The organism is Streptomyces sp. NBC_01463 (assembly GCA_036227345.1).
Classification (GTDB): Bacteria; Actinomycetota; Actinomycetes; order Streptomycetales; family Streptomycetaceae; genus Streptomyces.
The window spans coordinates 4,973,503-4,999,214 of sequence record CP109468.1; the positions used below are offsets into that span (position 1 = coordinate 4,973,503).

At 72.7% G+C, this 25,712-nt stretch carries 22 protein-coding genes; 13 read left to right on the top strand and 9 right to left on the bottom strand.

Annotated elements, in window-relative coordinates:
- The first annotated feature begins 85 nt into the window (after positions 1-85).
- Together OG521_22025 and OG521_22030 are read left to right on the top strand one after the other, a co-directional pair.
- A complete protein-coding gene (locus OG521_22025) occupies positions 86-820 on the top strand; it encodes an ABC transporter ATP-binding protein (GenBank protein ID WUW23313.1) in 735 nt (244 codons plus the stop codon).
- Complete coding sequence (locus OG521_22030; protein ID WUW23314.1) at positions 814-3,315, top strand: ABC transporter permease; 2,502 nt, start codon at positions 814-816, stop codon at positions 3,313-3,315. Before OG521_22025 ends, OG521_22030 begins: the two co-directional genes overlap by 7 nt.
- Positions 3,316-3,341: 26 nt before the next feature.
- Here the strand turns inward: OG521_22030 and OG521_22035 are convergent, their stop codons facing one another.
- A complete protein-coding gene (locus OG521_22035) occupies positions 3,342-4,022 on the bottom strand; it encodes an aminoglycoside phosphotransferase family protein (protein ID WUW23315.1) in 681 nt (226 codons plus the stop codon).
- A gap of 188 nt (positions 4,023-4,210) precedes the next feature.
- Here OG521_22035 and OG521_22040 point away from each other — a divergent pair, with 188 nt between their 5' ends.
- Positions 4,211-5,560: an alpha-lytic protease prodomain-containing protein gene (locus OG521_22040; GenBank protein WUW23316.1), complete on the top strand. Its 1,350-nt coding sequence runs from the start codon at positions 4,211-4,213 to the stop codon at positions 5,558-5,560.
- A 123-nt stretch (positions 5,561-5,683) separates the two neighbouring features.
- Positions 5,684-6,571: a dioxygenase gene (locus OG521_22045; protein WUW23317.1), complete on the top strand. Its 888-nt coding sequence runs from the start codon at positions 5,684-5,686 to the stop codon at positions 6,569-6,571.
- Between the two features lie 182 nt (positions 6,572-6,753).
- Here OG521_22045 and OG521_22050 read toward each other — a convergent pair whose 3' ends face one another.
- The gene (locus tag OG521_22050; protein ID WUW23318.1) at positions 6,754-8,469 is read right to left on the bottom strand and encodes a bifunctional 3'-5' exonuclease/DNA polymerase; all 1,716 of its coding nucleotides are present in this window, start codon (positions 8,467-8,469) and stop codon (positions 6,754-6,756) included.
- 106 nt (positions 8,470-8,575) lie between these two features.
- Between OG521_22050 and OG521_22055 the strand changes: the two genes are divergently transcribed.
- The 3 genes from OG521_22055 to OG521_22065 all read left to right on the top strand — a co-directional run bounded on the left by OG521_22055 (position 8,576) and on the right by OG521_22065 (position 13,202).
- Positions 8,576-9,487, top strand: coding sequence for an NADP-dependent oxidoreductase (locus OG521_22055; protein ID WUW23319.1), 912 nt, complete (start codon positions 8,576-8,578; stop codon positions 9,485-9,487).
- Between the two features lie 148 nt (positions 9,488-9,635).
- Positions 9,636-10,829: a DUF2786 domain-containing protein gene (locus tag OG521_22060; GenBank protein ID WUW23320.1), complete on the top strand. Its 1,194-nt coding sequence runs from the start codon at positions 9,636-9,638 to the stop codon at positions 10,827-10,829.
- Between the two features lie 216 nt (positions 10,830-11,045).
- Entirely contained in the window at positions 11,046-13,202 is a 2,157-nt protein-coding gene (locus tag OG521_22065) for an FUSC family protein (GenBank protein ID WUW23321.1), read from the top strand.
- A gap of 33 nt (positions 13,203-13,235) precedes the next feature.
- Here OG521_22065 and OG521_22070 read toward each other — a convergent pair whose 3' ends face one another.
- The gene (locus OG521_22070; GenBank protein ID WUW23322.1) at positions 13,236-13,736 is read right to left on the bottom strand and encodes a hypothetical protein; all 501 of its coding nucleotides are present in this window, start codon (positions 13,734-13,736) and stop codon (positions 13,236-13,238) included.
- Positions 13,737-13,988: 252 nt separating this feature from the next.
- Here OG521_22070 and OG521_22075 point away from each other — a divergent pair, with 252 nt between their 5' ends.
- Complete coding sequence (locus OG521_22075) at positions 13,989-14,231, top strand: DUF397 domain-containing protein (protein WUW23323.1); 243 nt, start codon at positions 13,989-13,991, stop codon at positions 14,229-14,231.
- 95 nt (positions 14,232-14,326) lie between these two features.
- On the opposite strand, the gene OG521_22080 is transcribed toward OG521_22075, so the two are convergent.
- The gene (locus tag OG521_22080) at positions 14,327-14,827 is read right to left on the bottom strand and encodes an ATP-binding protein (protein WUW23324.1); all 501 of its coding nucleotides are present in this window, start codon (positions 14,825-14,827) and stop codon (positions 14,327-14,329) included.
- A 335-nt stretch (positions 14,828-15,162) separates the two neighbouring features.
- Between OG521_22080 and OG521_22085 the strand changes: the two genes are divergently transcribed.
- The 3 genes from OG521_22085 to OG521_22095 all read left to right on the top strand — a co-directional run bounded on the left by OG521_22085 (position 15,163) and on the right by OG521_22095 (position 18,264).
- The gene (locus OG521_22085) at positions 15,163-16,044 is read left to right on the top strand and encodes a helix-turn-helix domain-containing protein (GenBank protein WUW23325.1); all 882 of its coding nucleotides are present in this window, start codon (positions 15,163-15,165) and stop codon (positions 16,042-16,044) included.
- Between the two features lie 54 nt (positions 16,045-16,098).
- The gene (locus OG521_22090) at positions 16,099-17,556 is read left to right on the top strand and encodes an aldehyde dehydrogenase family protein (GenBank protein ID WUW23326.1); all 1,458 of its coding nucleotides are present in this window, start codon (positions 16,099-16,101) and stop codon (positions 17,554-17,556) included.
- 72 nt (positions 17,557-17,628) lie between these two features.
- On the top strand, positions 17,629-18,264 hold the full coding sequence (locus OG521_22095; protein ID WUW23327.1) for a PadR family transcriptional regulator: 636 nt from the start codon (positions 17,629-17,631) through the stop codon (positions 18,262-18,264).
- 6 nt (positions 18,265-18,270) lie between these two features.
- Here OG521_22095 and OG521_22100 read toward each other — a convergent pair whose 3' ends face one another.
- The gene (locus OG521_22100) at positions 18,271-19,695 is read right to left on the bottom strand and encodes a glutamate decarboxylase (protein ID WUW23328.1); all 1,425 of its coding nucleotides are present in this window, start codon (positions 19,693-19,695) and stop codon (positions 18,271-18,273) included.
- 106 nt (positions 19,696-19,801) lie between these two features.
- Positions 19,802-21,076: an ion channel protein gene (locus OG521_22105; GenBank protein WUW23329.1), complete on the bottom strand. Its 1,275-nt coding sequence runs from the start codon at positions 21,074-21,076 to the stop codon at positions 19,802-19,804.
- A 135-nt stretch (positions 21,077-21,211) separates the two neighbouring features.
- Here OG521_22105 and OG521_22110 point away from each other — a divergent pair, with 135 nt between their 5' ends.
- Positions 21,212-21,979: a MerR family transcriptional regulator gene (locus OG521_22110; protein WUW23330.1), complete on the top strand. Its 768-nt coding sequence runs from the start codon at positions 21,212-21,214 to the stop codon at positions 21,977-21,979.
- Positions 21,980-22,082: 103 nt separating this feature from the next.
- On the opposite strand, the gene OG521_22115 is transcribed toward OG521_22110, so the two are convergent.
- Complete coding sequence (locus tag OG521_22115) at positions 22,083-22,448, bottom strand: YbjQ family protein (protein WUW23331.1); 366 nt, start codon at positions 22,446-22,448, stop codon at positions 22,083-22,085.
- Between the two features lie 150 nt (positions 22,449-22,598).
- Between OG521_22115 and OG521_22120 the strand changes: the two genes are divergently transcribed.
- On the top strand, positions 22,599-23,315 hold the full coding sequence (locus OG521_22120; GenBank protein WUW23332.1) for a VTT domain-containing protein: 717 nt from the start codon (positions 22,599-22,601) through the stop codon (positions 23,313-23,315).
- Between the two features lie 33 nt (positions 23,316-23,348).
- On the opposite strand, the gene OG521_22125 is transcribed toward OG521_22120, so the two are convergent.
- Together OG521_22125 and OG521_22130 are read right to left on the bottom strand one after the other, a co-directional pair.
- Positions 23,349-25,058, bottom strand: coding sequence for a threonine/serine exporter family protein (locus OG521_22125; GenBank protein WUW23333.1), 1,710 nt, complete (start codon positions 25,056-25,058; stop codon positions 23,349-23,351).
- Between the two features lie 140 nt (positions 25,059-25,198).
- Positions 25,199-25,693, bottom strand: a complete 495-nt coding sequence (locus OG521_22130; GenBank protein ID WUW23334.1) for an inorganic diphosphatase — start codon at positions 25,691-25,693, stop codon at positions 25,199-25,201.
- Positions 25,694-25,712 lie beyond the last annotated feature (19 nt).

Below are 25,712 nucleotides of genomic sequence, written 5' to 3' on the forward strand. Positions count from 1 at the left end.
GAGCCGTGGGGTGGAGCTGGCTCCACCCCGGGGACTCCCGTTCGCTGCGATGTGGCGCGGGAGCGGCGCCGGTTGAGTGGTGGCCATGAATCAAGCAGCTGTCCGGCTCCGTTCGGTCACCAGGTCCTACGGCAGGAACACCGGCGCGGTGACCGCGCTGCACGGGGTCAGCCTCGACGTTCCCCGGGGCACGTTCACCGCCGTCATGGGGCCGTCCGGCTCCGGCAAGTCGACGTTGCTCCAGTGCACCGCCGGCCTCGACCGGCCCACGGGCGGCCAGGTGTTCCTCGGCGACACCGAACTGACCGGGCTCAGCGAGCGGAAGCTGACGCTGCTGCGCCGCACCCGGATCGGCTTCGTCTTCCAGGCGTTCAACCTGCTCCCCTCGCTCAGTGCCGAGCAGAACGTCGCCCTGCCGCTGCGGCTGGCCGGCCGCCGGCCGAAGCGGGCCGAGGTCCTCGGCGTACTGGAGCGGGTGGGGCTGCGCGACCGGGCCGGGCACCGGCCCAGCGAGCTGTCCGGCGGCCAGCAGCAGCGCGTGGCCCTGGCCCGCGCCCTGGTCACCCGGCCCGATGTGCTGTTCGGCGACGAGCCCACCGGCGCCCTGGACTCGACGACCGGGCAGCAGGTGCTGAGCCTGCTGCGGACCATGGTGGACGGCGGTCAGACCGTGATCATGGTGACGCACGACCCGGTCGCCGCCTCCTGTGCGGACCGGGTGCTGTTCCTGGCCGACGGCCGGGTGCGGGACGAGCTGGCCTCCCCATCCGCCGAGCAGGTCGCGGCGCGCATGACGCGGATGGCGGCGGTCCCGTGCTGAGCCTCGTGCTGCGCGGCATCCGGACCCGCTGGGTCACGTTCGTCGGCTCCTTCCTCGCGCTGGCCCTCGGTGTCGGGATCGTCGCCATGACCGGTCTCGCGCTCGCCGCCACGTTCGGCGCACCGCACCACGGGCCGGAGCGGTTCGCCGCGGCCCCGGTCGTGGTCCGGGGCGCGGACCTGCTGCGGGTGCCGACACCGATCGGTGTCCGGACGCAGGAGCTGACCTCGCCCCGGCCCGTCTCGGCGGCGCTCGCCAACTCGCTGGCGGAGCTCGGCCGTACCGTCGAGGACCGTACGTTCCCCGTCTCGGTCGGCGGCGCGGACCTCGACGGCGGCAGCGGTGCCGGTGAGGTGGTCGGGCATCCGTGGCCGGTCGCGGCGGCCGCCCCCTACCGGCTGGCCGCCGGGCGGGCCCCGGCCGCCCCCGGCGAGGTGGTCGTCACCGCGGGGCCACGGTCACAGGTGCGTACGGGGGACCGGATCACGGTCACGACCCCGCGGTCCATCGCCACCGGGACCGTCGTCGGCACGGTCCGGTCCGCGGGGTTCGAGACCGCAGTGTTCTTCACCGCGGCCGAGGCCGCCCGGATCTCCCCGGCCGTCGACGCCCTGGTGGTGCACGCCGACCCGGCCGCGGTGCGCGCGGTCGTGGACAAGGAGGACCGGATGGTGGTCCTCACCGGCGACGACCGGCGCCGGGCCGATCCCGACCCGGACCGCGACGCCGAGGCGCTGGTCTCCGTCAACGCGCTGCTGGGCACGGCCGCCGGCATCACCGCCTTCGTCTCCGTGTTCGTCGTCGCCTCGACCTTCTCCTTCGCTGTCGCCCAGCGCCGCCGCGAGTTCGGCCTGTTGCGCACGGCGGGCGCGACCCCCGGTCAGGTGCGGCGCACGGTGTACGCCGAAGCGGCCGTCATCGGCGTGTTCGCGTCGGCCGCGGGCTGCCGGCTGGGTGCCCTCGGCGCGCCGCGGCTCGCCTCCTGGATGGTGGGGAAGGGGATCGCGCCCCGCTGGTTCGCCGTCGGTGACCAGAACTGGCCGCTGCACACCGCCTTCTGGACCGGACTGGCCGTGGCGCTGGCCGGTGCGGTCGCCGCCTCGCGCCGGGCCGGGAAGGTGGGGCCGGCCGAGGCGCTGCGCGAATCCGCCGTCGACAGCGGTGCGATGCCGCTGAGCCGGGTGGTGCTGGGCGCCGCAGTCCTGCTGACCGGGGTGGTGCTGGCGGCCGTCGCGCTCGTCCATGATCCCGGCAGCCTCCTCAAGCGCAAGACCTACCTCACCCAGCCGATGCTGCTGATCGTCGGGTTCGCTCTCTTCGCACCTGTTCTCGTGCGGCCCGTCACCCGCCTCCTCACCTGGCTTCCGGCGCAACTGCCGGGCGCCACTGGTGTACTGGCGAGGGAGAACGCCTCCGCCGGACTGCGCAGGACCGCCGCCGTGGCCGCCCCCGTGATCGTCACGGTGGCGCTGGCCGCCTCGCTCATGGGCACGACGGCGACGCTCGGTGAGGCCAGGGCCACCGAGGCGCGCACCCAGGTCACCGCGGACTTCGTGGCCACGGCGGGCCGTGACGGTGGCGCGCTCTCCCCGCGGTTCGTCGAGCGGGTCCGGCGGATCCCGGGCGTCGTGGTCAGCGTCTCGCGGTCCACCTCCGTGACCGTGCTGGAGGAGGGCACGGCGCTGGTCCGCTCCGAGGCCAGGGCGGTGGACCCGGCCGACGCGGCGGCGGTGTCCGCGCTGCCGGTGGTGGCGGGGAGCCTGTCCGGACTCGACGACGGCTCCGTCGTCGTCAACGAGGAGTGGCTGACCACGACGGTCGGCGAGCGCGTCGGCGTCTGGCTGGCCGACGGCCGCAAGGTCACCCTTCGGGTGGCGGCCGTGCTGAGCACCGGCACCGGGAACAACGGGGTGTACGTGACCCCGCGCAACGCGGGCGGCGCCGCCGTCGACCGGATCGACGTCAGGGTGCGGGGCTGGGCGGACCGTTCGGCCGTCGCGAAGGAGTTGTACGCGGCAGGCCGGGACACGGGCGCCGAGGTGCGGACCGGGGCCGGCCGGGCGGCGGAGAGCGTCCGGCGGACCGGGGAGAACACCCGTACCGGCCTGCTGATGATCCTTCTCATCGCGCTCGTCTACACGGGCATCGCGCTCGCCAACACCCAGGTGATGGCCACCGCCGACCGGGTGCGCGACCTGGCGGTGCTGCGGCTCGCCGGGGCGACGAAGGCGCAGGTGCTGCGGCTGGTCGGGGCGGAGGCGCTGGTCGTGGTGGGGGTGGGCGCCGTGCTCGGCGGGGCGGTGGCCGCGCTGGACCTGGCCGCCGTACGGACCGCCCTCGGACGGCTCGGCGTCCACTCGGCCGTCGTGGTCCCGTGGGAGACGCTGGGCCTCGTCCTCGCGGTGAGCGCGCTGCTGGCCGTGGTCTTCGCGGTGCTGCCCGCAGCGCTCGCCCTGCGCACCCGGCCGGTCGAACTGGCGGGCACGCGGGAGTAGTCCGGGGGTCCGGCGGTACGGGGATCTCAGCCGGAGAGTGCGGTGACCAGGGCCACCGCCTCGCCGATGAGGTCCCGTTCGGCCGGACTCATCGTCGGGTTGACGGCCCGGCGGGCCGCGGCGTCGGCGAGGTGCGCGGCCGGGACGCCGCCGTCCTCCGCGAGGCGCGGCATCAGCGCGGTCAGCAGCTCGCGGGCGCCGTCCGCCCCCGGGCCGTCCCGGTCGACCGCCACCTGCGCCAGGATCAGCGCCGACATGGCACGGTCCAGGGCCGGCGGCCCCTCCTCGCTGTTGCTCCAGTCGATCACCACCGGGCCGTCGGCGGTCAGCATCACGTTGTCCGGATGCAGGTCGAGGTGGAGGATCCGGTCCTCGGGATCCGGCGAGACCCGGGCCGGGACGGTGTGCAGCTCGGCGAGCAGCCGGGCCAGCAGGGCGGAGCCCTCGTCGCCGTCGGTGTCGCCGGAGAGCAGGGACTCCAGCATCGTCGGCCCGGTCAGCCGCTGCAGGACCAGATCGCCGGGGCCGGCCGACGCGGGCTGCGGGCCGAGCCGGGGGACCGGATAGCCGGATGCCGACAGATACGACATGACGGGCAGTTCGCGGGAGGCGTCCAAGCCGTCGCGGTAGCGCCGCAGGACCCACTGCTCGTCCAGTTCGTATACGTCGGCGTCGCGCCCGCTGCCCAGCATCTGGCCTATTCGCATGAGAGGAACCTACTCGGGCGGGCTGTGCGCGGGGAGGTCGTACGCGCGTGTTTCGCCGCATCGCGGCCGGTCAGGACTGCCCCATAACGTGATGCGATGGGGCGGACGGGATCTCCTGGAGCTGACGTGTACGCGGCTACGTTGGCGGCAATTCCCCCGAAGTCAAGGAGAGTTCCGTGGAGAGATCCATGCTCCGCAGACGTGTACTGGCCGCGTGTACCGCCACCGTGGCCGTCGGCGTGCTCGCGCTCGCCGGGCTGACCGGCACCGCATCCGCCGACCCCTCCCCCCGCGTCCCCGCCGCCGGGGCGGACCACCTCTCGCCCGGCCTGCTGAAGGCCATGCAGCGCGACCTCGGCCTCACGGAGGCCCAGGCGCGGAAACGGATCGGCAACGAGTCCCGCGCGGCCGCCGTGGCCGCCGGGCTGCGCGACTCGCTCGGCACCGGATTCGCCGGCGCCACGGTGGGCGCCGGGACGGCGGAGCTGACCGTCGCCACGACCGACGCCGCTGACACCGGCCGGATCACCGAGGCGGGCGCCCGGGCCGTCGTCGTCGGCCACAGCCTGGCCGAACTGACCTCCGCCAAGGCCGCCCTCGACCGGGTGGCGCTGCGCAAGGCGCCGGAGGACGTGCCCGCCTGGTACGTCGACGTCCGCACCAACCGGGTCGTCGTCCAGGCCGGCCGGAGCTCCGCCGCCGACACCTTCCTCGCCGCCGCCGGTGTCGCACGCGATCTGGTGACGGTCACTCAGTCCGCCGGGCAACCGCGCACGTTCGCGGATCTGCGCGGCGGGGACGCGTACTACATGAACGGCTCCGGGCGCTGCTCCATCGGCTTCCCCGTCAGGCGCGGCACCCAGAGCGGCTTCGTCAGCGCCGGGCACTGCGGCACCCCCGGTGTCAGCACCAGCGGCTACAACCAGCAGGCCCAGGGCTCCTTCCAGGGCTCCACCTTCCCCGGCCGCGACTACTCCTGGGTCGCCACGAACACCGGCTGGACCCCGCGCCCGCTGGTGAACGGGTACGGCAACGGCGATGTGACGGTCACCGGTTCCACCGAGGCGCTGGAGGGTTCGTCGGTCTGCCGCTCCGGCTCGACGACCGGCTGGCACTGCGGCACGGTCCAGCAGCGCAACAGCAGCGTCACCTACCAGGAGGGCACCGTCTCCGGGGTGACCCGCACCAACGTGTGCGCCGAACCGGGCGACTCCGGCGGCTCGTTCGTCTCCGGCAGCCAGGCCCAGGGCGTCACCTCCGGCGGCTCCGGCAACTGCTCCCAGGGGGGCACGACGTACTTCCAGCCGGTGAACCCCGCGCTCCAGGCGTACGGACTCACCCTGGTCACCAGCGGCACCCCGACCGATCCGCCGACGGACCCGCCGACCGAGCCGGGCGGCAGCTGGGCCGCCGGGACGACGTACACGGCCGGTGACGTCGTGACGTACGGCTCCGGCCGTTACCGCTGCCTCCAGGGGCACCAGGCGCAGCCCGGCTGGACGCCGCCGAACGTCCCGGCGCTCTGGCAGTCCGTGTAACACGGGCAGCCCGGCCGAACCCCTCCGGAGACGGCGGAACGGGTCCGGGGGCCGAGCCCCGACCTCGGCCCCCGGCCCCTCGCACCCGCACGTGCCTTCCCCCACCACCCAGAGGAATCAGCCATGACTCCCGTCCCGAACCCCGGCCCGGCCGACGGCGCCGACGGCGACCGTTCCGCCGCCGGCCCGTCCGCCGCAGGCCGGCGGATCAGCCGCAAGACCCTCCTCAAGGCCGCCCTCGTCGCCTCCGCCGCCCCGCTGCTCGCCGGGGGCGGGGTCGCGCTGGCCCGCGATGCCGGTTCCACCGGGGCGCCGCTCGCCCCGACGCCGGACTGCGACGACGGCGACGGCCCCACGCACGACCAGATGGAGGGGCCGTACTTCAAGCCCAACTCCCCGCTGCGCAGCAGCCTGGTGACCGCCGGAACCCCCGGGGTCCCGCTCACGGTCAGCGGCTATGTCTTCGGCCGGGAGTGCCGGCCCGTCCCGGGCGTGCTCCTGGACTTCTGGCAGGCCGACACCAACGGTGCGTACGACATGAGCGGATACGCCTTCCGCGGCCACCAGTTCACCGACGCGTCCGGGGCCTTCAGCCTCACCACCGTCGTGGCGGGGCTGTACCCCGGGCGCACCCGGCACATCCATGTGAAGGCCCAGGCGCCCGGCTCGGGCATCCTCACCACGCAGCTGTACTTCCCCGGCGAACCGCGCAACAACACCGACACTCTCTACGACCCGGCGCTCCTGATGAACGTCCGGTCCGTGGGCTCCGGGAAGGAGGGGACGTTCGACTTCGTCCTCGACGTCGCCCAGGACCCGACGGACCCGACCGATCCGCCCACCGGCCCGACGGACCCGCCCGGTCCGGGCGGCGGCTGGGCACCCGGGGCGTCCTACAACGCGGGCGACCGCGTCACGTACGGCGGGGTCGGCTACCGCTGTCTGCAGGCTCACACCGCCCTGACCGGCTGGGAGCCGCCGAACGTCCCCGCGCTGTGGGAGCGCGGGTAGACGGGCAGACCGGCGGGGCACCACCGCCGCGCCCGCGTGCCCCGGGCTCTCTTCCCGGGGCACGCGTCGCGCCGGCCCGGGCCGGAGGTCTTCCGGCCCGGGCCCTTCCCGTCCTCCGCCGTGCCGCCGCGAGGCCGTTCAACCGCAAGGCCGTTCAGCCGTCCGGCGGCATGGGCGCCGGGTCACTTCGCGTCCGCGTACCGCTCCACCACCGCCGTGGTGAACGGGAAGCGCACCGGTGTATCGCCGAAGGCGGTCCGCCCGGCCAGTTCACCGGCCGCCCGGATCGCCTCCACGACGGTCCCGGCCTCCTCCCGGGGGCAGTGCACGATCACCTCGTCGTGCTGGAAGAAGACCAGCTCGGCCCGGAGCCCGGCCGCCGCGATCGACTGGCGCAGCGCGGCCAGGAGCAGCAGTGCCCAGTCGGCGGCGCTGCCCTGCACCACGAAGTTGCGGGTGAAGCGGCCGCGCGCACGGGCGTCGGACGAGGCGTAGCCGTAGCCCGGGTTGAACCGGCCGTCCGCCGGTGCGGAGCCGTCGGCCGGCGGCACGTCGCTCTCCTGCGGGATGCCCGCCTCTCCGTCGTCCCCGCTGCCGGCCGCGGGCGGGCTGGTGCGGCCCAGCCAGGTCCGTACGAGACGGCCCTCCTCGCCCGCCTTCGCGGCGTCGTCGACATAGGCCACCGCGTGCGGGAACCTCCGGCGCAGGGCGGCGAGATTCTTCAGGCCGTCCCCCGAGGTCTGGCCGTAGACGGCACCGAGCAGCGCGATCTTGGCGTGGTCGCGGTCGCCGTGGAACGCGCGGTCGGACAGCGCGGTGTAGAGGTCGCCGTCGTGTCCGGCCACCTCCATCAGGCCCCGGTCGCGGGAGATCGCGGCCAGCACCCGCGGCTCCATCTGGTCGGCGTCCGCGACGACGAGGCGCCAGCCCTCGTCGGCGACCACCGCCTGCCGGATCACCTTGGGGATCTGCAGTGCCCCGCCGCCGTTGGTCGTCCAGCGGCCGCTGACCGTGCCGCCCGGCTGGTACTCGGGGCGGAAGCGGCCGTCGCGGACCCAGTCCTGGAGCCAGCTCCAGCCGTGCGCTGTCCAGATCCGGTACAGCTTCTTGTACCGGATGAGCGGCTCCACCGCCGGATGGTCCAGCTCCTCCAGCTCCCAGCGGCGGGTCGACCGCACCTTGATGCCCGCCTGCGCGAAGGCCTTCACCACATCGGCGGGGAGGTCCGGGCGCACCCTGCGGCCGAACGCGGCCGACACCTCGTCCGCCAGCTCGGCCAGCCTCCGCGGCTCGCCGCCGCCCGCGTACCTCTCGCCCAGGAGGTCGTGCAGCAGCTCCCGGTGGACGTCGGCCCGCCAGGGCAGACCCGAGCGGTTCATCTCCGTGGCGACCAGCATGCCGGCGGACTCGGCGGCCGTCAGCAGCCTCATCCGGCCGGGGTGTTCCGTGGTGTCGTGCCGGGCGAGCTGGTCCGCGTACACCTGGAGCAGGGCATCGAAGGGCAGCTCCGTCCCGGACGTCGGCTCGAACAGGGAGGACTGGGAGCCCGGGACGGCGGAGCGCGGCGGCGGGTCGGCCGGCACCGGGGCGTGGCGCAGCCGGGCGTGCGCGGCCGCGGCGGAGCGGGGCTCGCCGAGCCGGCCCGCGTGTCCCAGCAGGAGGGACTCGGCGACCTCGACGTCGTAACAGCGCGCGACGGGCACTCCGGCGGCCAGCAGCCGGGGGTAGATCTCGGCGGTCGAACGCCACACCCAGCGGGTGACTCCGGGCCTTGAGCGGACGGCTTCGACCAGGTCCGGCTCGGTCACGGCCGGGGCCGTGGGCAGGCCGGTGGGGTCCAGCGGGGCGAGGCGCGCGCCACCGCTCTCCGTGACGGCCACCGCCCAGCGTTCGGTCATATGGCCGAGTCTGGCACCCGGCACTGACAGCGCAGCGCCGGGCGCGTGGGGGCGTCGGCTGAAAGGATCAGGTTCGGCTCATCCCACCGAGGAGGCAGACGACACGATGGAAGCGATCGTTTTCGAGGAGTTCGGCGGGCCCGAGGTGCTGCATCCGGCCCGCGTCGAGGACCCGCACCCCGGTCCCGGGCAGGTGCGGGTGAAGGTCCGGGCCGCCGCGGTCAACCCGATGGACTACAAGATCCGGCGCGGCTGGATGGAGGACGTGTTCCCGACGTCGCTCCCGGCGGTTCCGGGCGTCGAGTTCGCCGGGGTGGTCGACGTGACCGGCGCAGGGGTCACCGATGTGGCGGTGGGCGACGAGGTGCTGGGCTGGAGCGCCACCGGGTCGTACGCCGAGTACGCCCTGGCCGACGCGTCGCTCGTGGCCCCCAAGCCCGCGGATCTGAGCTGGCCGGACGCGGCCGCCCTGACCATCGCGACCAACACCGCCCAGCGCGTCCTCGACGAGCTCGCCGTGGCCGAGGGCGACACGCTGCTGCTGCACGGGGCGGCCGGAGCCGTCGGATCGGCCGCGGTCCAGCTGGCGGCGGCCCGCGGCGCCACCGTGATCGGTACCGCGTCCGCGGGCAACCACGACTACCTGCGGGTGATCGGCGCCACCCCGGTGGAGTACGGCGACGGGCTCGTCGGCCGGGTGCGCGAGATCGCTCCCCAGGGTGTGGACGCGGTCTTCGACGCGGCGGGGCGCGGCGCCCTGCCGGACTCCATCGAACTGCGTGGCGGCACCACGGACCGGATCGTCACCATCGCCGACCCGGACGCGGCCAAGCACGGGGTGGCCTTCTCCGGCGGCGGCTCCCGGTCCCGGGAGCGGCTGGCCGAGCACGCCCGGCTCGCGGCCGAGGGCGCGCTGAGAGTGCCCGTCGCCGAAGCCCTCCCGCTCAACGACGCGGCCCGGGCCCAGGAACTGAGCGAGGCGGGGCACGTGCGCGGCAAGATCGTCCTGCTGCCGTGACACGGGGCTGACGGTCGGTGGCCGGGGGCGTCGACGGCGGGCGGGAGCCGGTTCCGGGGCGGATCTGTGCAGGGTCCGACTGTTCGGTGAAAGTTGTCCACAGGGTGTGGATGAATTCCGGTGAGCCGGCCCTGCCTACCCTGACCCCATGGAACCGGTGATCGACCAGGCATTCGCGGCGGCCCTTTACTCGGACGGCGACGCCGGTCTCGACACCGGCGCGTCCCTCCTCGCCGCCGACCCCGACTCCGACGCGGAGCTGGCGCGCCGCGGCGAGGAGTTCGTCCGGCGCGCCTGGGACCGGGGCTGGCTGCCGGCCGACCTCCTGCGCATCGTCCGCCGCGAACGCGACGAGCACGCGGCCGGCCTGGCCGCCGGGCTGGTCCGTGCGGAGGTCCGCCGCTACGAGGTGCTGCCGCCCCGCTGGCAGGCCCAGCTGGACGAGCTGCCCGCCCCGCCGCCGGCCGGCCGGCCCGACCGCTTCTCGTACGCCTCCGCGCTGCTGGGGCTCTACCGGCTGCTGCTCCGGCTGCCCGCCGTCGAACCGGTCGGGCCGCCGCCCGGCGCGATGCGCGACACCCTGCACCTGCCGCCCGCGCCCGACGAACCGCGCATGCTCACCCGGATCCGTGCCCTGCTGGCCAAGGCCGAGGCGACCGGATTTCCCGAGGAGGCGGAGGCGCTCACCACCAAGGCGCAGGAGCTGATGGCCCGGCACAGCATCGACGAGGCGCTGCTCGCCGCCCGTACGCACAGCGGCAGCGTGCCGGGCGCCTGCCGGATCGGCGTGGACGCCCCGTACGAGACGGCCAAGGCGATCCTGCTCGACGCCATCGCCTCCGCGAACCGCTGCCGGGCCGTGTGGAACAGCGACCTCGGCTTCTCCACGGTCGTCGGCTTCGAGGCGGACCTGGAGGCGGTGGAACTGCTCCACACCTCCTTGCTGGTGCAGGGCACGGCCGCGATGACCCGGGCCGAAGCGGGCCAGCGGGCGGGCGGCCGCAAACGGACCAAGACCTTCCGGCAGTCGTTCCTGATGGCCTACGCGCAGCGGCTCGGCCGCAGGCTGGCCGACGGCACCGCCCGTGCCACCGCCGAGGCCGACGCCGAGGGGGCCACCGCCGGCACGCCGTCCGCCGGGACCGGCGCGGGACTGCTGCCGGTGCTGGCCGCCCGGGACGTGGCGGTCACGGACACCGCCGAGAAGATGTTCCCCGAGACCACGAGCACCCGGGTCCGCGGCGCCACCGACCTGGACGGCTGGACCCATGGGACGGCGGCGGCCGACCGGGCGCGGATGGGCGGGAGGGGACCGGGGAACACGCCGGAGATCCCCGGCTGAGGCGTGCGGCCGGCTGGGGGAGCCTGTCCGTACCGCCCGGTGCCGGAGAGGTCCGGTTGTGGTCGTGCTCGGTTCCGCCCGGTGTCGGACAGGTCCGGTTGCGGTCCTGCTCGGTACCGCCCGAAGCCGGACGAGATCCGCCCGCCGCTCCGTCCCGTACCGCCCGAGCGCGCCCGACAACTCGGGCATATCGGTAAATCCGGTTAGGCTCTGGGCATGAGCTGGCTCCGGGCGCTGAGGGAGACCGCCCGCTCGGGGCTGACGATCGAGAGGACGCGTCTCGAACCGCTGATCGCCGTTCGCGGCGCGGCCGGTCTCGCCCTGGTGATCGGGGTGAGCCTCGCCCTCTTCGGGCCGGTGGTCGCGGCCAGCTCCGCGTTCGGCGCGTACCAGGCGGCGATCGCCACCTTCCAGCGCAGCTGGCGCCCCCGGCCCGTACTCGCCCTGGTCTCCGGCTTCAGCCTCGGCATGTCCACGTTCCTCGGCTATGTCACCGGCTCCCACCTCCCGCTCTTCATGGCCCTGCTGGTGCTCTGGACCTTCCTCGCCGGGCTGGCCTGGGCGGCGGGTCCCACGGGCGGCATCATCGCCGCGTCCAACGTCGCGATCATGCTGGTGACGGTCACGCTGCCCACCTCCGTCGCGGCGGCGGCCCTGCACGGCGTGATGATCATGTTCGGAGGGGTGGTCCAGGCCGCGCTGATCGTGCTGTTCCCCGTCCGCAGATGGGGTGCCCAGCGCGACGCCCTGGCCGACGCGCTCGCCGCCGAGGCCGACTACGCCCGCAGGCTGCGCCACGACCCGGTCGCCCAGTTCGACCCGGTCCCCCTGATGGAGGCCCGCAGGGCCGCCGCCGTCACCGCGCGCCAGGCCCGCCGCCGCCCGGCCGAACTGCACGGATCACGCGGGGTCGCCGAGCGGATCCGGCCGGTGCTCGCCTCGCTCGCCGACCCCGCGATGGGCGTGCCGGCCGAGGGGCCGGAGCGCGACCGGGTCCGTGAGCTCCTGGCCGCCGCCGGCTCCCTGCTCGACGCGGCCGCGCGGGCCATCCGCCACGGCGACCCGGTGCGGCTCCCCGCGCCCGCCGTCGCCGCGCTGAAGACCCCCGACACCGGCGCACTGCTCACCGGCCCCCCGCTCCGCGCCGCCGACCGGCTGGCCGCCCTGCTCTCCGACGTCATCGAGGCGGCCGAGGGCGACGGCACGAAGGAGGAGCGGGCCGGGGCCGAGGAGGCCGCCGACGCCATCGAGGCCGGCCGCACCGGCCGGGTCACCGCCGAGCACCACCGGCGGCCCACCCTGATGCGGCTGGTCCCGGTCGTGGCCGGCTCGATGCGCCGCGAACTGCACCACGGCTCCCCGATCCTGCGGCACGCGATCCGGGTCTCCGTCGTCGCCGCCGTCGGCTATCTGCTGGGCCTGGCCCTGCCGTACGGCCACGGCTACTGGGTGCCGATGGCGGCCGTCATGGTGATGCGGCCGGAGTTCTCCCAGACCTACTCACGCTCCGTGGCGCGCTTCGGCGGCACCGTCGTCGGGGTCTTCGTGGCCAGCGCGATCGTCCAGACGGCCCAGCCGGGCACCGGCCCGTCCGCGGTGCTCGCCGTGGGCTGCGCGCTGCTGATGTACCTGCTGATGCGCACCGGTTACGCCGTCGGCCAGGCCTGCGTCGCCGGGTACGTGGTCTTCCTGCTCGGGATGGCAGGCGACGACCTCTCGCAGACCGTGTTCGAACGGGTGCTCCTCACCCTCGTCGGCGGGCTCCTCGCGATGATCTCGTACGCCGTCTACCCGGCGTGGGAGACCCCGCGGCTGCGCGGCCGGCTCGGCGACTGGCTGAAGGAGGACGGGCGGTACGCGGCCTCGGTCGTCGACCAGTACGCCGACCCGGCCGACCGCGGCCACGACGACGTCCGCCAGGCCCTGCTCGCCACCCGCAACGCCCGCGTCGCCTGGCAGGAGGCGGTCGCCACCGCCCAGCTCGAACCGGTCCGCCACCGCGGCCTGTCGCACGCGACCGCCGACGCCACCCAGCACGCGCTCGCCCAGCTCGGCCGGGTGGCGATGCTGATGGAGGCGCACCTCCCGGAGACCGGCGCCACGCCCGTACCGGCGGCCGCCCCGCTGGCCGAGGCGCTGCGCCGGGCCACCGAACAGGGCGCGAAGGCGGTGCGGGAGCGGCGGGTGCCGGACTGGGAGGCGGTCCGGGAGGCGCTGGAGCGGTGGGACGAGGCGGACCGGGAGCCCGGCGGGGGGACGGACCCCGTCGTGCGGAACGGGGCCGATCTGCTGCTCCAGGCCCTGGAGGAGTTCTCCGACGGCCTGGACAGCGGTCCACGGTCCTCGCAGCCCCGCCCGTCCGACAGCCCTTAGGGCCCGTCGGACGGACGGAACAGCGGGCCCGCCTTACGGGGTCGGCAGGTCGGGCAGCCCCTCCAGCGAGTCGGCGTCCGTCTTGGCGAGCGTGTCCTTGGTGCCGCCGTCCCACGAGACGACGACGGTCTTGCCGTCGTTGGACTCGATGGCTCCCATGGTCCGGTCCTTGTCGCCGTCGGCACAGGTGAGTGCCAGCATCGGCTTGCCTCCCATGTCCTTGGCGGTGCCCGAGCAGACATGGGACTCGGCGACGACGACGGCCTTCCCGGATGCGACGGACAGCACCACGGCCTTGCCGCCGGTCTGCCCGGCCCAGGCGCCCTCCAGCGCCTTGAGATCACCGGTGGAGCCGCTGTCGCCGCCGCCCGATCCGGAGCCGGAGTCGGCGCTGCCGCCGGGCGCCGGGGTCGCGGTGGGGCCGGAGCTCTTGTCCGCGCCGTCCTTGTCGCCGTCGCTGCCGCACCCGGTGAGGGCGAGAGCGGTCAGCAGGCCGGTGGCGACGAGTGCACCGGTACGTGCGAGTTTGTACATGCCGAATTCCCCCTGGATGACGAATGACCGTTCAAGCTACCAGTGAGTCGCATCCGGTGAGGAACGGTCAACTCCCGGAATCGGGAGCCGAACAGCGCCTTCGCCCGTCTTCTCCTCCGGGGGAATGAGTAACCGAGGGAACACCCCGCGTGCACGTGCATCTGCCGGTGCATCCGCTCATGCGCGGGAAATTGAACACAGCTATGATCCGAGACAGTTGACACTTGCACCTTGCAACTCGGGGAGCGTCCTGTGCACCACGTGTACAACGGCATGGCGGCCACAGAGCTTCGCGGAGTCGTCTGGCAGAAGAGCAGACACAGCAACTCACAGGGATCCTGCGTGGAGTTCGCGAAGCTGCCCGGAGGAGATGTGGCGATGCGCAATTCGCGTCACCCCGACGGGCCGGCGCTCGTCTATACGCCCGCGGAGATAGAGGCCCTGCTGCTGGGTGTGAAGGACGGGGAGTTCGACCACCTCATAGCCGAGGCCTGAGCGCCTCCTGCCGGTGCGTCACTTCTCCACCCGTGCGTCCGCGCGTGATCCGGTCCGTGCGCCGGTCCGCGTCAGCCGTCGCGTCAACTCGTGTGTCACACCGGGTCGGACAGCCGGAAGAGCGCCCAGACGACCTTTCCGCGCGGCGCCGGTCCGCCGGCGGCACTCTCCGTACTCAGTACGGGTGAAGGGTGCCAGCCCCAGCAGTCGCTGAAGGACTCCACCAGGAACAGACCGCGGCCCGACTCGGCCGAGTCCGGGGCCTCCGACGCGACCGGGCTCTCCTGGCTGGGATCGCGCACCGCGCACACCAGCCGCGAGGTCCAGCGCATCAAGTGCAGCCGTACGGGCGGGTCCTGGGGTTCGCGCGGGGTGTCGGCGGGCAGCGCGTGCCGCAGGGCGTTGGTGACGAGTTCGGAGACGACGAGTGCGACGTCGTCGAAGCGCTCGCTGAGACCCCAGCCGCTCAGGGTCGCCCGGGTGAACTGCCTGGCCCCGCCCACGGCCTCGTAGCGGGGCGGCAGGGAGCAGGTGGCCGATCCGGAGACGTCGGAGGGATCGATGGGGGGAAGCCCCTGCCGTAACGGCTCGAGCATCGTCGATCCATTCGTCCCCATGCGAAGCACTCCCGGGATTCGCGGCTGTATCGGTACTGCGGGTACACGCGTACAGCGGCACAACACGAACGAGCACGCAGGTGCGCGAGCTCCATGGTTCCGAATGCGCAGAGCAGATGCAAGGGCAGATGCACGTGCACGCGCCTGACCTGTCCGATCCCGTGCCGGTTCTTGCTCATTTCTTCCCGTGCGGAGTTTTCGGGTCGCCGGGAAGTCTTCTCATTTCCGTAATCGAATGAGTACGGGCTGAAGCGTTTTGATGGCAGAATCCGGCACTTGGGGTTCCGGGGGGACCCCGATGCCCGCAGGAAGCGATGGGGAGGGTTGGACCGGTGGCGGCAGGCGAGTCGAGCGGATCCGTGGTGCGGCGCATCCTTCTGGGCTCACAGCTCAGGCGGCTGCGGGACTCACGAGGTATCACCCGTGAGGCGGCCGGCTACTCCATCCGGGCTTCCGAATCGAAGATCAGCCGCATGGAGTTGGGACGGGTGAGCTTCAAGGCCAGGGATGTCGAGGACCTGCTCACGCTCTACGGAGTCACGGACGAGGCGGAGCGCGACTCCCTGCTCGGCCTGGCCCGTGAGGCCAACGTGGCGGGCTGGTGGCACAGTTTCGGGGACGTACTGCCCGGCTGGTTCCAGACGTACATCGGCCTGGAGGGTGCGGCCTCGCTCATCCGGATCTACGAAGTCCAGTTCGTGCACGGTCTGTTGCAGACCGAGGACTATGCGCACGCGGTCGTCTCCCGGGGCATGCGCGGCGCCCCCGCCGCCGAGATCGACCGCCGGGTCGCCCTGCGGCTGGAGCGGCAGAAGGCCCTCGTCTCGGAGCGGGCCCCCCGCTTCCACGCCGTGCTCGACGAGGCGGCGCTGCGCCGCCCGTACGGCGGGCGCGAAGTGATGCGCACCCAATTGCGGCATCTGATCGAAATGTCGGAACAGCCGAACATCACGCTCCAGGTGATGCCCTTCAGTTTCGGCGGCCACGCGGGCGAGAGCGGCGCCTTTACGATGCTGCGATTCCCGGAATCCGATCTGTCGGACATTGTCTATTTGGAGCAGCTGACAAGTGCGCTCTATCTGGACAAGGCCGAGGAAGTCGCCCAGTACGAAAAGGCGATGGTGCGGCTCCACGCGGAGAGCCCGGGCCCCGAGGAGAGCCGGGATCTCCTCCGCGGTCTTCTCCAACTCTCCTGATATTTCAGTACGATGACGTTCCGCCAGGAGTCTGCACCTGAGTTAAGGGATCGCATGTCCTTCTTCCACGAGCTGGCCGCCCAGTACATCGACGGTGAATGGTGCACCGGCACGGGCTCGTGGGACATCATCGATTTCAATCCCTACAACGGCGAAAAGCTCGCCGCCATCACCGTCGCCACGGCCTGCGAAGTGGACCGCGCCTACCGCGCCGCCGAGCGCGCACAGCGGGACTGGGCCGCCGCGACTCCGTACGAGCGCCGCGCGGTGCTGGAGCGGGCGGTGCGGATCACCGAGGAGCTCGCCGAGGACATCGTCGAGGCGGTCATCGACGAACTGGGCGGTACGCGCGCCAAGGCGCGGTACGAACTGGCGGCGGCCCAGGCCTTCCTGCGCGAGGCCGCGCACCAGGCACTGCACCCCGAGGGCCGCATCCTGCCCTCCCCGGTGGACGGCAAGGAGAACCGCCTCTACCGGCTGCCGGTCGGGGTCATCGGGGTCATCAGCCCCTTCAACTTCCCCTTCCTGGTGACGATGAAGTCCGTCGCGCCGGCCCTGGCGCTCGGCAACGCGGTCGTCGTCAAGCCCAACCAGAACGCCCCGGTGACCGGCGGCGGGCTGATCGCCCGGATCTTCGAGGCGGCCGGGCTGCCGGCCGGACTGCTCAACGTCGTCGTCACCGACATCGCGGAGATAGGCGACGCGTTCATCGAGCACCCCGTGCCCAAGGTGATCTCGTTCGCCGGATCGGACCGGGTGGGCCGCCATGTCGCCGCCACGGCGGGCGCGCTCTTCAAGCGCACCATTCTCGAACTCAGCGGCAACAGCGCCCTGGTGGTGCTCGACGACGCGGACATCGACTACGCCGTCGACTCCGCCGTCTTCAGCCGCTTCGTCTATCAGGGCCAGGTCTGCATGGCCGCCAACCGGATCCTGGTGGACCGTGCCGTGGCCGGCGCGTTCACCGAGAAGTTCACCGCCCGGGTGGCCGCGCTCAAGACCGGCGACCCGCGCGATCCGGAGACCCAGATCGGCCCGGTCATCAACACCTTCCAGGCCGACGCGCTGACCGCCCTCGTCGACCAGGCGCTCGCCGAGGGCGCCACCGCGCTGGTCCGCGGTCGCACCCGGGGCAACCTCGTCGAACCCACCGTCCTCACCGGCCTGCCGGACGGCTCCCCGCTGCTCTCCCAGGAGATCTTCGGCCCGGTGGCGCTGCTGATCCCGTTCGACGGCGAGGAGGAGGCCGTACGGATCGCCGACGACAGCCCCTACGGGCTCAGCGGCGCGGTGCACACCGCCGACGCCGAGCGCGGGGTGCGCTTCGCGCAGCGGATCGACAGCGGGATGTTCCACGTCAACGACGCCACCGTCCAGGACGATCCGCTGGTCGCGTTCGGCGGCGAGAAGGCCTCCGGCACCGGCCGGCTGAACGGCGAGGCGACCGTCGAGGCCTTCACCACCCAGAAGTGGATCTCGATCCAGCACGGCCGGAGCCACTTCCCGCTCTGACCCCGGATCCCTGCCCCGCTCCCGATCACGGCACCGCTACTCTCGTCAAAGTTGAGTAGAGAGGTGGGCGGTATGTCGGCGATCCGGTTGCTGGTCCTCTGCGCGGTGCGTCAGCACGGCCGGGCGCACGGCTATCAGATCCGCAACGACCTGGAGTACTGGGGCGCGCACGAGTGGTCCAACGCCAAGCCGGGCTCGATCTACCACGCACTGAAGCAGATGGCGAAGCAGGGCGTCCTGCTCGCCCACGAGGTCGCCCCGAGCACGGTGGGCGGCCCGCCGCGCACCGAGTACGAGATCACCGAACAGGGCGACGAGGAGTACTTCACGCTGCTGCGCGCGGCGCTGACCTCGTACGACCAGAGGCTCGACATGCTGTCCGCGGGGCTCGGCGGGATCGTCGACCTGGAGCGGGCCGAGGCGGTGGCCCTCCTCAAGGAGCGGGTGGCCGGCCTCGCCCGGTGGCGGCGCTCGGTCACCGAGTACTACACACCCGAGGCGGGACCCGGGTCCATCGGGCACATCGGCGAGATCATGAACATGTGGGTGCACTCGGCGGACTCCGGTGCGCAGTGGACCCGGGGGCTGATCGACCGCATCGAGGGCGGGGCCTACACCTTCGCCGGTGAGGGCGATCCGTTCGTCGGCGTGCTGGCCGAGGGCGAGGAGAACCCGTACGCGACCGGCTCCGCCGACGACGGACGCTGACCGCCCTCAGTGGTGGAACGAGGTCGCCGGTGCGTGCTCGGCGCTCAACGGGTGTGACTGGGCGCGCAGTTCGGGCAGGAGCAGCCGCAGGTCCTCCAGCAGCAGTTCCGCCAGGTCGGAGGAGAAGCCGTTGCGGCACACGATCCGGAGGACGGAGAGGTCCTCCCGGTCGGCCGGGAAGGTGTACGCGGGCACCAGCCAGCCGCGCTCGCGCAGCCGGCGCGACACGTCGAAGACGTCGTACGCGGTCACCTCCGGCCTCGTGGTCAGCGCGAAGACCGGCAGCTGGTCGCCCCGGGTGAGCAGACGGAAGTCGCCCAGCTCCTCGATCTTCCGCGCCAGCCCCATGGCCACGTCCCGGGACGCCTGCTGCACGGCCCGGTATCCCTCCCGGCCCAGCCGCAGGAAGGTGTAGTACTGCGCGACGACCTGGGCGCCCGGCCGGGAGAAGTTGAGCGCGAAGGTCGGCATGTCGCCGCCCAGGTAGTTCACCCGGAAGACGAGCTCCTCGGGCAGTTCGGCGGGCGAGCGCCACAGCGCCCAGCCGACACCCGGGTAGACCAGGCCGTACTTGTGCCCGGAGGTGTTGATCGAGGCGACCCGGGGGAGCCGGAAGTCCCACACCAGGTCCTCGTCCAGGAAGGGTGCCACCATCGCGCCCGACGCTCCGTCGACGTGGACGGGGATGTCGAGGCCGGTGCGCTCCTGGAGCGCGTCGAGGGCCGCGCAGAGCTCGGCGATGGGCTCGTAGCTGCCGTCGAAGGTGGAGCCGAGGATGCCGACGACGCCGATGGTGTTCTCGTCGCAGAGGTCGGCGGCGGCCTGCGGGTCGAGGTGGAAGCGGTCGCCGTCCATCGGGACGAGACGCGGCTCGACCTCCCAGAAGGTGCAGAACTTGTCCCAGCAGACCTGCACGTTGATGCCCATGACCAGATTGGGCCGGGCGGTCGCCGGATAGCGGTCGGCGTTCCTGGCCGCCCAGCGGCGCTTGAGCGCCAGTGCGGCCAGCATGCAGGCCTCGCTGGACCCGGTCGTCGAACAGCCGACGGCCGTGGCGGGGTCGGGGGCGTTCCACAGGTCGGCGAGCATCGCCACACAGCGCCGTTCCAGTTCGGCGGTGCGCGGGTACTCGTCCTTGTCGATCATGTTCTTGTCGCGGCACTCGCCCATCAGCACACCGGCCTGGGGCTCCATCCAGGTGGTGACGAAGGTGGCGAGGTTGAGCCGGGAGTTGCCGTCGAGCATCAGCTCGTCATGGACGAGGCCGTAGGCGGTGGCGGGCGGCAGCGGTCCGTCCGGCAGCTTGTGCCGGGGCGGTGCGGACTCCATCCCGGCGGTCGGGTCGGCCTCCCCGAAGAACGGGTTGAGCGCGAGCCTGCGCCGTTCGTCGGACGGTTCGGTGGAGTGTGCGGAGCCCTTGTGGAGCGGCATCGCAGACCTGCCCTTCTCGGCTCTCATCGGCGAGGCCGGATGAATCCGACGGTGCGGACGAATTCCGACGATACGGACAGTGGGTGGGTCCGGCGCGCCGGGCGGCTCAGCGCAGCGGCGTACCGTCCTCGCGCAGCTGCATCAGCGGCCGTCCGGTGACCAGCAGCCAGGCCGGCAGGGTGGCGACGCACAGCAGGGGGAGCAGCGCCATGTCGGAGGCCAGTACCGCGGCCGTGAACAGGCTCAGCCAGCCCTGCCGGGTGATGGCGAGCAGGACGCCGAGCACCCCGCAGGTCACCGCGAGTGATACCGGGACGGCGTCGACCAGGGCGTGGGCGCACAGGCCGAGCGCGACGCCGGCGAACACCGCGGGGAAGATCCGGCCGCCCCGGAAGCCGCAGGCCGCCGCGATGAGCAGGGCCGCGGTCTTCACCACCGCCATGCCGCCGAAACCGGCGGCCGACCAGCCGTCCGGGTCGCCGGCGAGCACCTTCACCTCGTCCAGGCCCTTGAACAGGGTGAGATGCCCACCGAGCGCCCCGAGCAGGCCCAGCAGCAGTCCGCCCGCGGTCATGGCCAGGACCGGGTGCCCCAGGGTGCGGAAGACGCGGTGCACGTGCGGGAAGGCGTAGACCGCCGCCAGTCCCAGCACCGCTCCCGCGGAGGCGATCACGGTGGCCGAGAGCAGGTCGCCCCACTGGGCCCCGGGGTACTCGGGCAGCGAGAGGTCGAAGCTGGGGTGGGCGGCCAGGGTCATGGTGAGCGCCCCCGCGGCCCCGGCCGCGAGCGGCCCGAAGAGCCGGTCCCAGAGCGCGCCGGGTCCGGGGCGCGAGGCGAGCGTCTCGGAGAGGATCAGGGCGGCGGCGACCGGGGTGCCGAACAGCGCGCCGATGGTGCCCGCGGCGGCGAGCGAGATCCACAGCTCGGCCGGGGCGTCCGGTGCGAACCGGCGGCCCGCCCAGTAGGCCAGCGCGATGTTGGCCGCGGTGATCGGATTCTCCGGCCCCAGGCTGACCCCGCCCGCCAGCGCCAGGACCGTCACCAGGAGCAGCCCCGGAACCACCCCTGGCGGCAGTGGCGGATCGACGAGCCCGGTGGTCGCCGGGTCGGGACCGGCCCGGCCGGGCACCGCCCGGACGGCCAGTCCGGTCACCAGGCCGATCGCGGTGAGCATCACGATCATCCACAGCGAGGAGTACCGGCCGATCGACAGGGCGTCGGGCAGCGTCCCCCAGAGCACGTCCTGCAACTGCTCGGCGAGCACACTGATGCCGAGCAGGACGAGCGCCGCGACCACGCCGACGGCCAGGGAGGGCAGCAGGAGCAGCAGGAGCCGGCGCGCGGGGGCCGGTCCGGCGGAGACGGTCGAATCGGTGGCCATCGGCTCACCATAGCCATGCAAAAGACCTATAACCGGTCAAATGGTGCAGTGCTCGCGGCATTTCGGACTTGCACCTCACGTCACGTCAGGGCCGAGGCTCGGACACGTACCCACACAGGGAAGGAGCGGGGCGCCATGGAGCACTCCGTGGGACAGGTCGCCGGATACGCCGGAGTCACGGTGCGCACCCTGCACCACTACGACGGCATCGGGCTGCTCTCGCCCGGCGGGCGCAGCCACGCGGGCCACCGGCGTTACAGCGACGCCGACCTCGACCGGCTGCAGCAGATCCTGTTCTACCGGGAGCTCGGCTTCCCGCTCGACGAGATCGCGGCGCTGCTCGACGACCCGGACGCGGACCCGCAGGAGCACCTGCGCCGCCGGCACGAGCTGCTGTCGCACCGGATCGCCGAACTGCAGCGCATGGCCACCGCCGTCGAGACAGCCATGGAGGCACGGAAGATGGGCATCAACCTCACGCCCGAGGAGAAGTTCGAGGTCTTCGGGGACAAGGACCCGGAGCGCTACGCGGACGAGGCGGAGCGCCGCTGGGGCGGCACCGGCACCTACGCCGAGTCGCAGCGCAGGACCGCCCGCTACACCAAGGAGGACTGGCAGCGGATGCACGCCGAGGTCGCCTCCTGGGGCGAGCGCTACGACGCCCTCATGGCGGAGGGTGAGCCGGCCGGCGGCGTACGGGCGATGGACCTCGCCGAGGAGCACCGGCTCCACATCACGACCTGGTTCTACGAGTGCACGACCGAGATCCACCGGGGGCTCGGCGAGATGTACGTCGCCGATCCGCAGTTCAAGGCGTTCTACGAGTCGATGCGGCCGGGCCTGGCCGAGCACCTGCGCGACGCGATCGACGCGAACGCGGAGCGGCGGGGTGAGAGGCCCTAGGTGCCACGGCGGGCGTGGCGCCGGGCAGGCGGGACTTTCAGAACACGCCCCAGCTGTCCCGGCGGTCGTGGGGGCGGGCCGTCCCGCCCCCACGACGGCGCGCTCAGCTCCGGCTGATCACCGCCGCGGTTCCGTACGCACAGACCTCCGTGCCCACGTCGGCCGCCTCGGTCACGTCGAACCGCATCATCAGCACCGCGTTGGCGCCGCGCGCCTTCGCCTGCTCGACCAGCCGTTCCATGGCCTGGTTGCGGGTCTCGACGAGCGTCTTGGTCAGTCCCTTCAGCTCGCCGCCGATCATGGACTTCAGCCCGGCGCCGATCTGGCTGCCGAGGTGGCGGGAGCGCACGGTCAGGCCGAACACCTCACCGATGACCTGGGTCACCTGATAGCCGGGTACGTCATTGGTGGTGACGACCAGCACATCCGACTGTGCCGCCTGGCCGCCGCCGTAATCATCAATGCCCATGGGATGGCACCTCCTGAGCACGATTTTTGTCCCGGTTCACCCGGTGTGCATCTCCACAGGGGCCGCTGGAACCGGGAGGGGGTCCGCGGCGTTGATAGCTTTGGGCGGCCACGCAGCCGCGCCATCGACCACATCCTGGAGCCCGGACCCTTGAATACGCTTGCGCTCGGACCCAGCTGGCTGGACCCGGACCATCTGATCGGGCAGTTCGGGCTGATCGGCGTGCTGGTCATCGTCTTCGCCGAGTCCGGGCTGCTGATCGGGTTCTTCCTGCCCGGCGACTCGCTCCTGTTCACCACGGGTCTGCTGGTGACGACGGGCAAGCTGGACACCCCGCTGTGGCTGGTCTGCGTCCTGGTCGCCCTGGCGGCGATCATCGGCGACCAGGTGGGCTACCTCTTCGGCCGCAAGGTCGGCCCCTCGCTCTTCAACCGGCCGGACTCCCGCCTCTTCAAGCAGGAGAACGTCGAGAAGGCCCACGAGTTCTTCGAGAAGTACGGGCCGAAGTCGCTGATCCTGGCCCGCTTCGTGCCCATCGTGCGGACGTTCACGCCGATCATCGCCGGTGTCAGCCGGATGAACTACCGCTCGTTCATCACGTTCAACATCATCGGCGGGGTCCTCTGGGGCGTCGGAGTGACGCTGCTGGGCGCGGGCCTCGGCCAGATCGAGTTCGTGCACAAGAACATCGAGGCGATGCTGGTCCTGATCGTGCTGATCTCGGTCGTGCCGATCGGCATCGAGTTCCTGCGCGCCCGCGGCAAGGCGAAGAAGGAAGCGGCGGCGGGCGAGCGCGAGGACCAGGACCCGCCCGCCGGTGGCGGCTCGGCGGCGGGCCGCCGCGGCGGCCGCCACGCCAAGCGCTGACCCCGGCGCCCGCAAGGGGCGCGGGGCCTCGCGTCAGAAGCCGCGCGTCCGCTTGGCCGCGCGGCGGTTCGCGCCGCCGACCGCGCCCGGCACCCGCATGAACAGCCGGGAGATCTCGCTTCCCAGGTTCACCCCGATCGCGATGGCCAGCGCCGTCGCCACCGCGGTCGACAGCGAGGCGAGCCCCCGGTCCAGCTCGTTCTGCGCGACACCCAGCAGACCGAAGTACGTGGCCGAGCCGGGCAGCAGCGGACCGATCGCGGCCGTGATGAACGGCAGCGACGAGGTGTAGCGGTAGCGCGAGAACAACTGCCCGAACAGCCCGACGAGCCCAGCCGCCGCGGCGGTGGCCGCGACCGCGGAGAGGTTGCCCGTCCGGGCCATCGCCCCGTAGATGACCCAGGCCACGCCGCCGTTGAGGGTCACCGCCAGCACCGTGGACCGTTCCTGCTGGAGCAGGATCGCGAAGGCCAGGGTCAGCACCATCGACGCCAGGATCTGCACCACCGGCCGGTCGTGGGAGATGAGCCGCGCCTCCGGGTCCAGCTCGGCACCCAGCTGTAGCCCCCCGTAGAGGGCCAGCAGCACCCCGGCGACGATCGCGATGAAGAAGTACATGACCTCCAGCAGCCGGGCGGAGGCGGTGATGTAGTAGCCGGTCAGGCCGTCCTGCACACCCGCGACCAGGGCCCGCCCCGGCAGCAGCGCGAACAGCCCACCGGTGATCACCGCCGACGGCCGTACGTCCGACCAGTGGGTGAGGGTCAGCGCCACACCCATCGCGGCGGGCGGCATCGCCGCCACCACGAACTGGTAGAACTCCGGCAGCCCGCGCCCGGCACACAGCCAGGCCAGCCGGTCGCCGAGCATCGCGCCGAGCGCCGCGATCAGGAACACCAGCGGACCACCGCCGACCAGCACCGACGCGGCGCCCGCCAGCCCGCCCGCGGCCAGTGTGAGCACCCAGCCCGGGTACGGGTGACGGTTCCTGCGGATCTCCGCGAGACGCCGGTAGGCCTCCTCCAGGGAGACCTCGCCCTCCACGGTGGTGATGTCGTCGATGAGCCGGAAGACGGCCGCCAGCCGGGTGTAGTCGGTGCCCCGGCGGCGTACCGTACGGCTCGCCGTCACCGGGTCCTCCACCAGCGACGGCTGGTGCGAGATGGACAGCAGCGTGAAGGTGACGGTCGGCTCGCAGCGGTCGAGCCCGTAGCTGCGGGTCACGGCGAACATCGCCGCCTCGACGTCCTCGGCGCCCTCGCCGCCGGCGAGCAGCAGCTCCCCGATACGCAGCGTCAGGTCGAGCACGCGCGGCACCGCCGGGCCCGCGTCGTCGTGCTTCTGCACCGGCTCCGGCGCCGGGCGGTCGGCGACCGGCATCCGCAGCATCGTGCGCATCCGGTCCTGCCAGGGGGCTTCCTTGGTCAGCCGGATCATCGGAATGCCGTGCGCGGGGGTGAAGGCGGGCGGCGAGTTCCGGGCGTCGTAGGTGCTCGGCAGGGCGAAGGCGGAGCCGCCCGAGTCGGCTCCGGCCGCGGAAGCGGAACCTGTGCCCGAGCCCGAACCCGTGCCCGGACTCTGCGGCTCGGGGGTCAGACCCGACGGAAGGGCGAACTCCGACGTCGGGTGGTCGTCTTCGGACGCCGGTGCCGGCCTGCCCACCCCCGCGGGCTGGGAGAAGGCGCTGCGCGCCTCGTCGGACTGGGGCTTCTGGTCATCGGGACCGCCCGGTTCCGCCACCACTCGACCTCGTTCCTCGTCGGCTGCGCGTCCTCGGATGCGCTCCTGCCCAGTATGGCCACGTGCATGGGCGCGCATGCGAACGGGCGGCACACCCGTGAAGGTGTGCCGCCCGCAGCGTGCTCAGAACCGTAAGCGGAACCTCAGTGGGCGCCGCCCTGCGCCTCCAGGCGCTTGTACGAGTTCTCGATCTCGGCCTCGGCCTCGACGCGGCCGACCCAGTCGGCGCCCTCGACGGACTTGCCGGGCTCCAGGTCCTTGTAGACCTCGAAGAAGTGCTGGATCTCCAGGCGGTCGAACTCCGACACGTGGTGGATGTCGCGCAGGTGCTCCACCCGGGGGTCGGAGGCCGGCACGCACAGCAGCTTGTCGTCGCCGCCGGCCTCGTCGGTCATCCGGAACATGCCGATCGCGCGGCACTTGATGAGGCAGCCGGGGAACGTCGGCTCCTCCAGGATGACCAGCGCGTCCAGCGGGTCGCCGTCCTCGCCGAGGGTGTTCTCGACGAAGCCGTAGTCCGCCGGGTAGCTGGTCGAGGTGAAGAGTCGACGGTCCAGGCGGATCCGGCCGGTCTCGTGATCCACCTCGTACTTGTTCCGCGAACCCTTCGGGATCTCGATAACGACGTCGAACTCCACGGGTGGCTCCTCCATGATC

What these genes read in the sequence shown, in the direction of transcription:
- OG521_22025 (WUW23313.1), top strand. Translation starts at nt 86, where the DNA reads ATGAATCAAGCAGCTGTCCGGCTCCGTTCGGTCACCAGGTCCTACGGC.
- OG521_22035 (WUW23315.1), bottom strand. Translation starts at nt 4,022, where the DNA reads ATGCGAATAGGCCAGATGCTGGGCAGCGGGCGCGACGCCGACGTATAC.
- OG521_22040 (WUW23316.1), top strand. Translation starts at nt 4,211, where the DNA reads ATGCTCCGCAGACGTGTACTGGCCGCGTGTACCGCCACCGTGGCCGTC.
- OG521_22045 (WUW23317.1), top strand. Translation starts at nt 5,684, where the DNA reads ATGACTCCCGTCCCGAACCCCGGCCCGGCCGACGGCGCCGACGGCGAC.
- OG521_22050 (WUW23318.1), bottom strand. Translation starts at nt 8,469, where the DNA reads ATGACCGAACGCTGGGCGGTGGCCGTCACGGAGAGCGGTGGCGCGCGC.
- OG521_22055 (WUW23319.1), top strand. Translation starts at nt 8,576, where the DNA reads ATGGAAGCGATCGTTTTCGAGGAGTTCGGCGGGCCCGAGGTGCTGCAT.
- OG521_22060 (WUW23320.1), top strand. Translation starts at nt 9,636, where the DNA reads ATGGAACCGGTGATCGACCAGGCATTCGCGGCGGCCCTTTACTCGGAC.
- OG521_22065 (WUW23321.1), top strand. Translation starts at nt 11,046, where the DNA reads ATGAGCTGGCTCCGGGCGCTGAGGGAGACCGCCCGCTCGGGGCTGACG.
- OG521_22070 (WUW23322.1), bottom strand. Translation starts at nt 13,736, where the DNA reads ATGTACAAACTCGCACGTACCGGTGCACTCGTCGCCACCGGCCTGCTG.
- OG521_22080 (WUW23324.1), bottom strand. Translation starts at nt 14,827, where the DNA reads ATGCTCGAGCCGTTACGGCAGGGGCTTCCCCCCATCGATCCCTCCGAC.
- OG521_22085 (WUW23325.1), top strand. Translation starts at nt 15,163, where the DNA reads ATGGGGAGGGTTGGACCGGTGGCGGCAGGCGAGTCGAGCGGATCCGTG.
- OG521_22090 (WUW23326.1), top strand. Translation starts at nt 16,099, where the DNA reads ATGTCCTTCTTCCACGAGCTGGCCGCCCAGTACATCGACGGTGAATGG.
- OG521_22095 (WUW23327.1), top strand. Translation starts at nt 17,629, where the DNA reads ATGTCGGCGATCCGGTTGCTGGTCCTCTGCGCGGTGCGTCAGCACGGC.
- OG521_22100 (WUW23328.1), bottom strand. Translation starts at nt 19,695, where the DNA reads ATGCCGCTCCACAAGGGCTCCGCACACTCCACCGAACCGTCCGACGAA.
- OG521_22105 (WUW23329.1), bottom strand. Translation starts at nt 21,076, where the DNA reads ATGGCCACCGATTCGACCGTCTCCGCCGGACCGGCCCCCGCGCGCCGG.
- OG521_22110 (WUW23330.1), top strand. Translation starts at nt 21,212, where the DNA reads ATGGAGCACTCCGTGGGACAGGTCGCCGGATACGCCGGAGTCACGGTG.
- OG521_22115 (WUW23331.1), bottom strand. Translation starts at nt 22,448, where the DNA reads ATGGGCATTGATGATTACGGCGGCGGCCAGGCGGCACAGTCGGATGTG.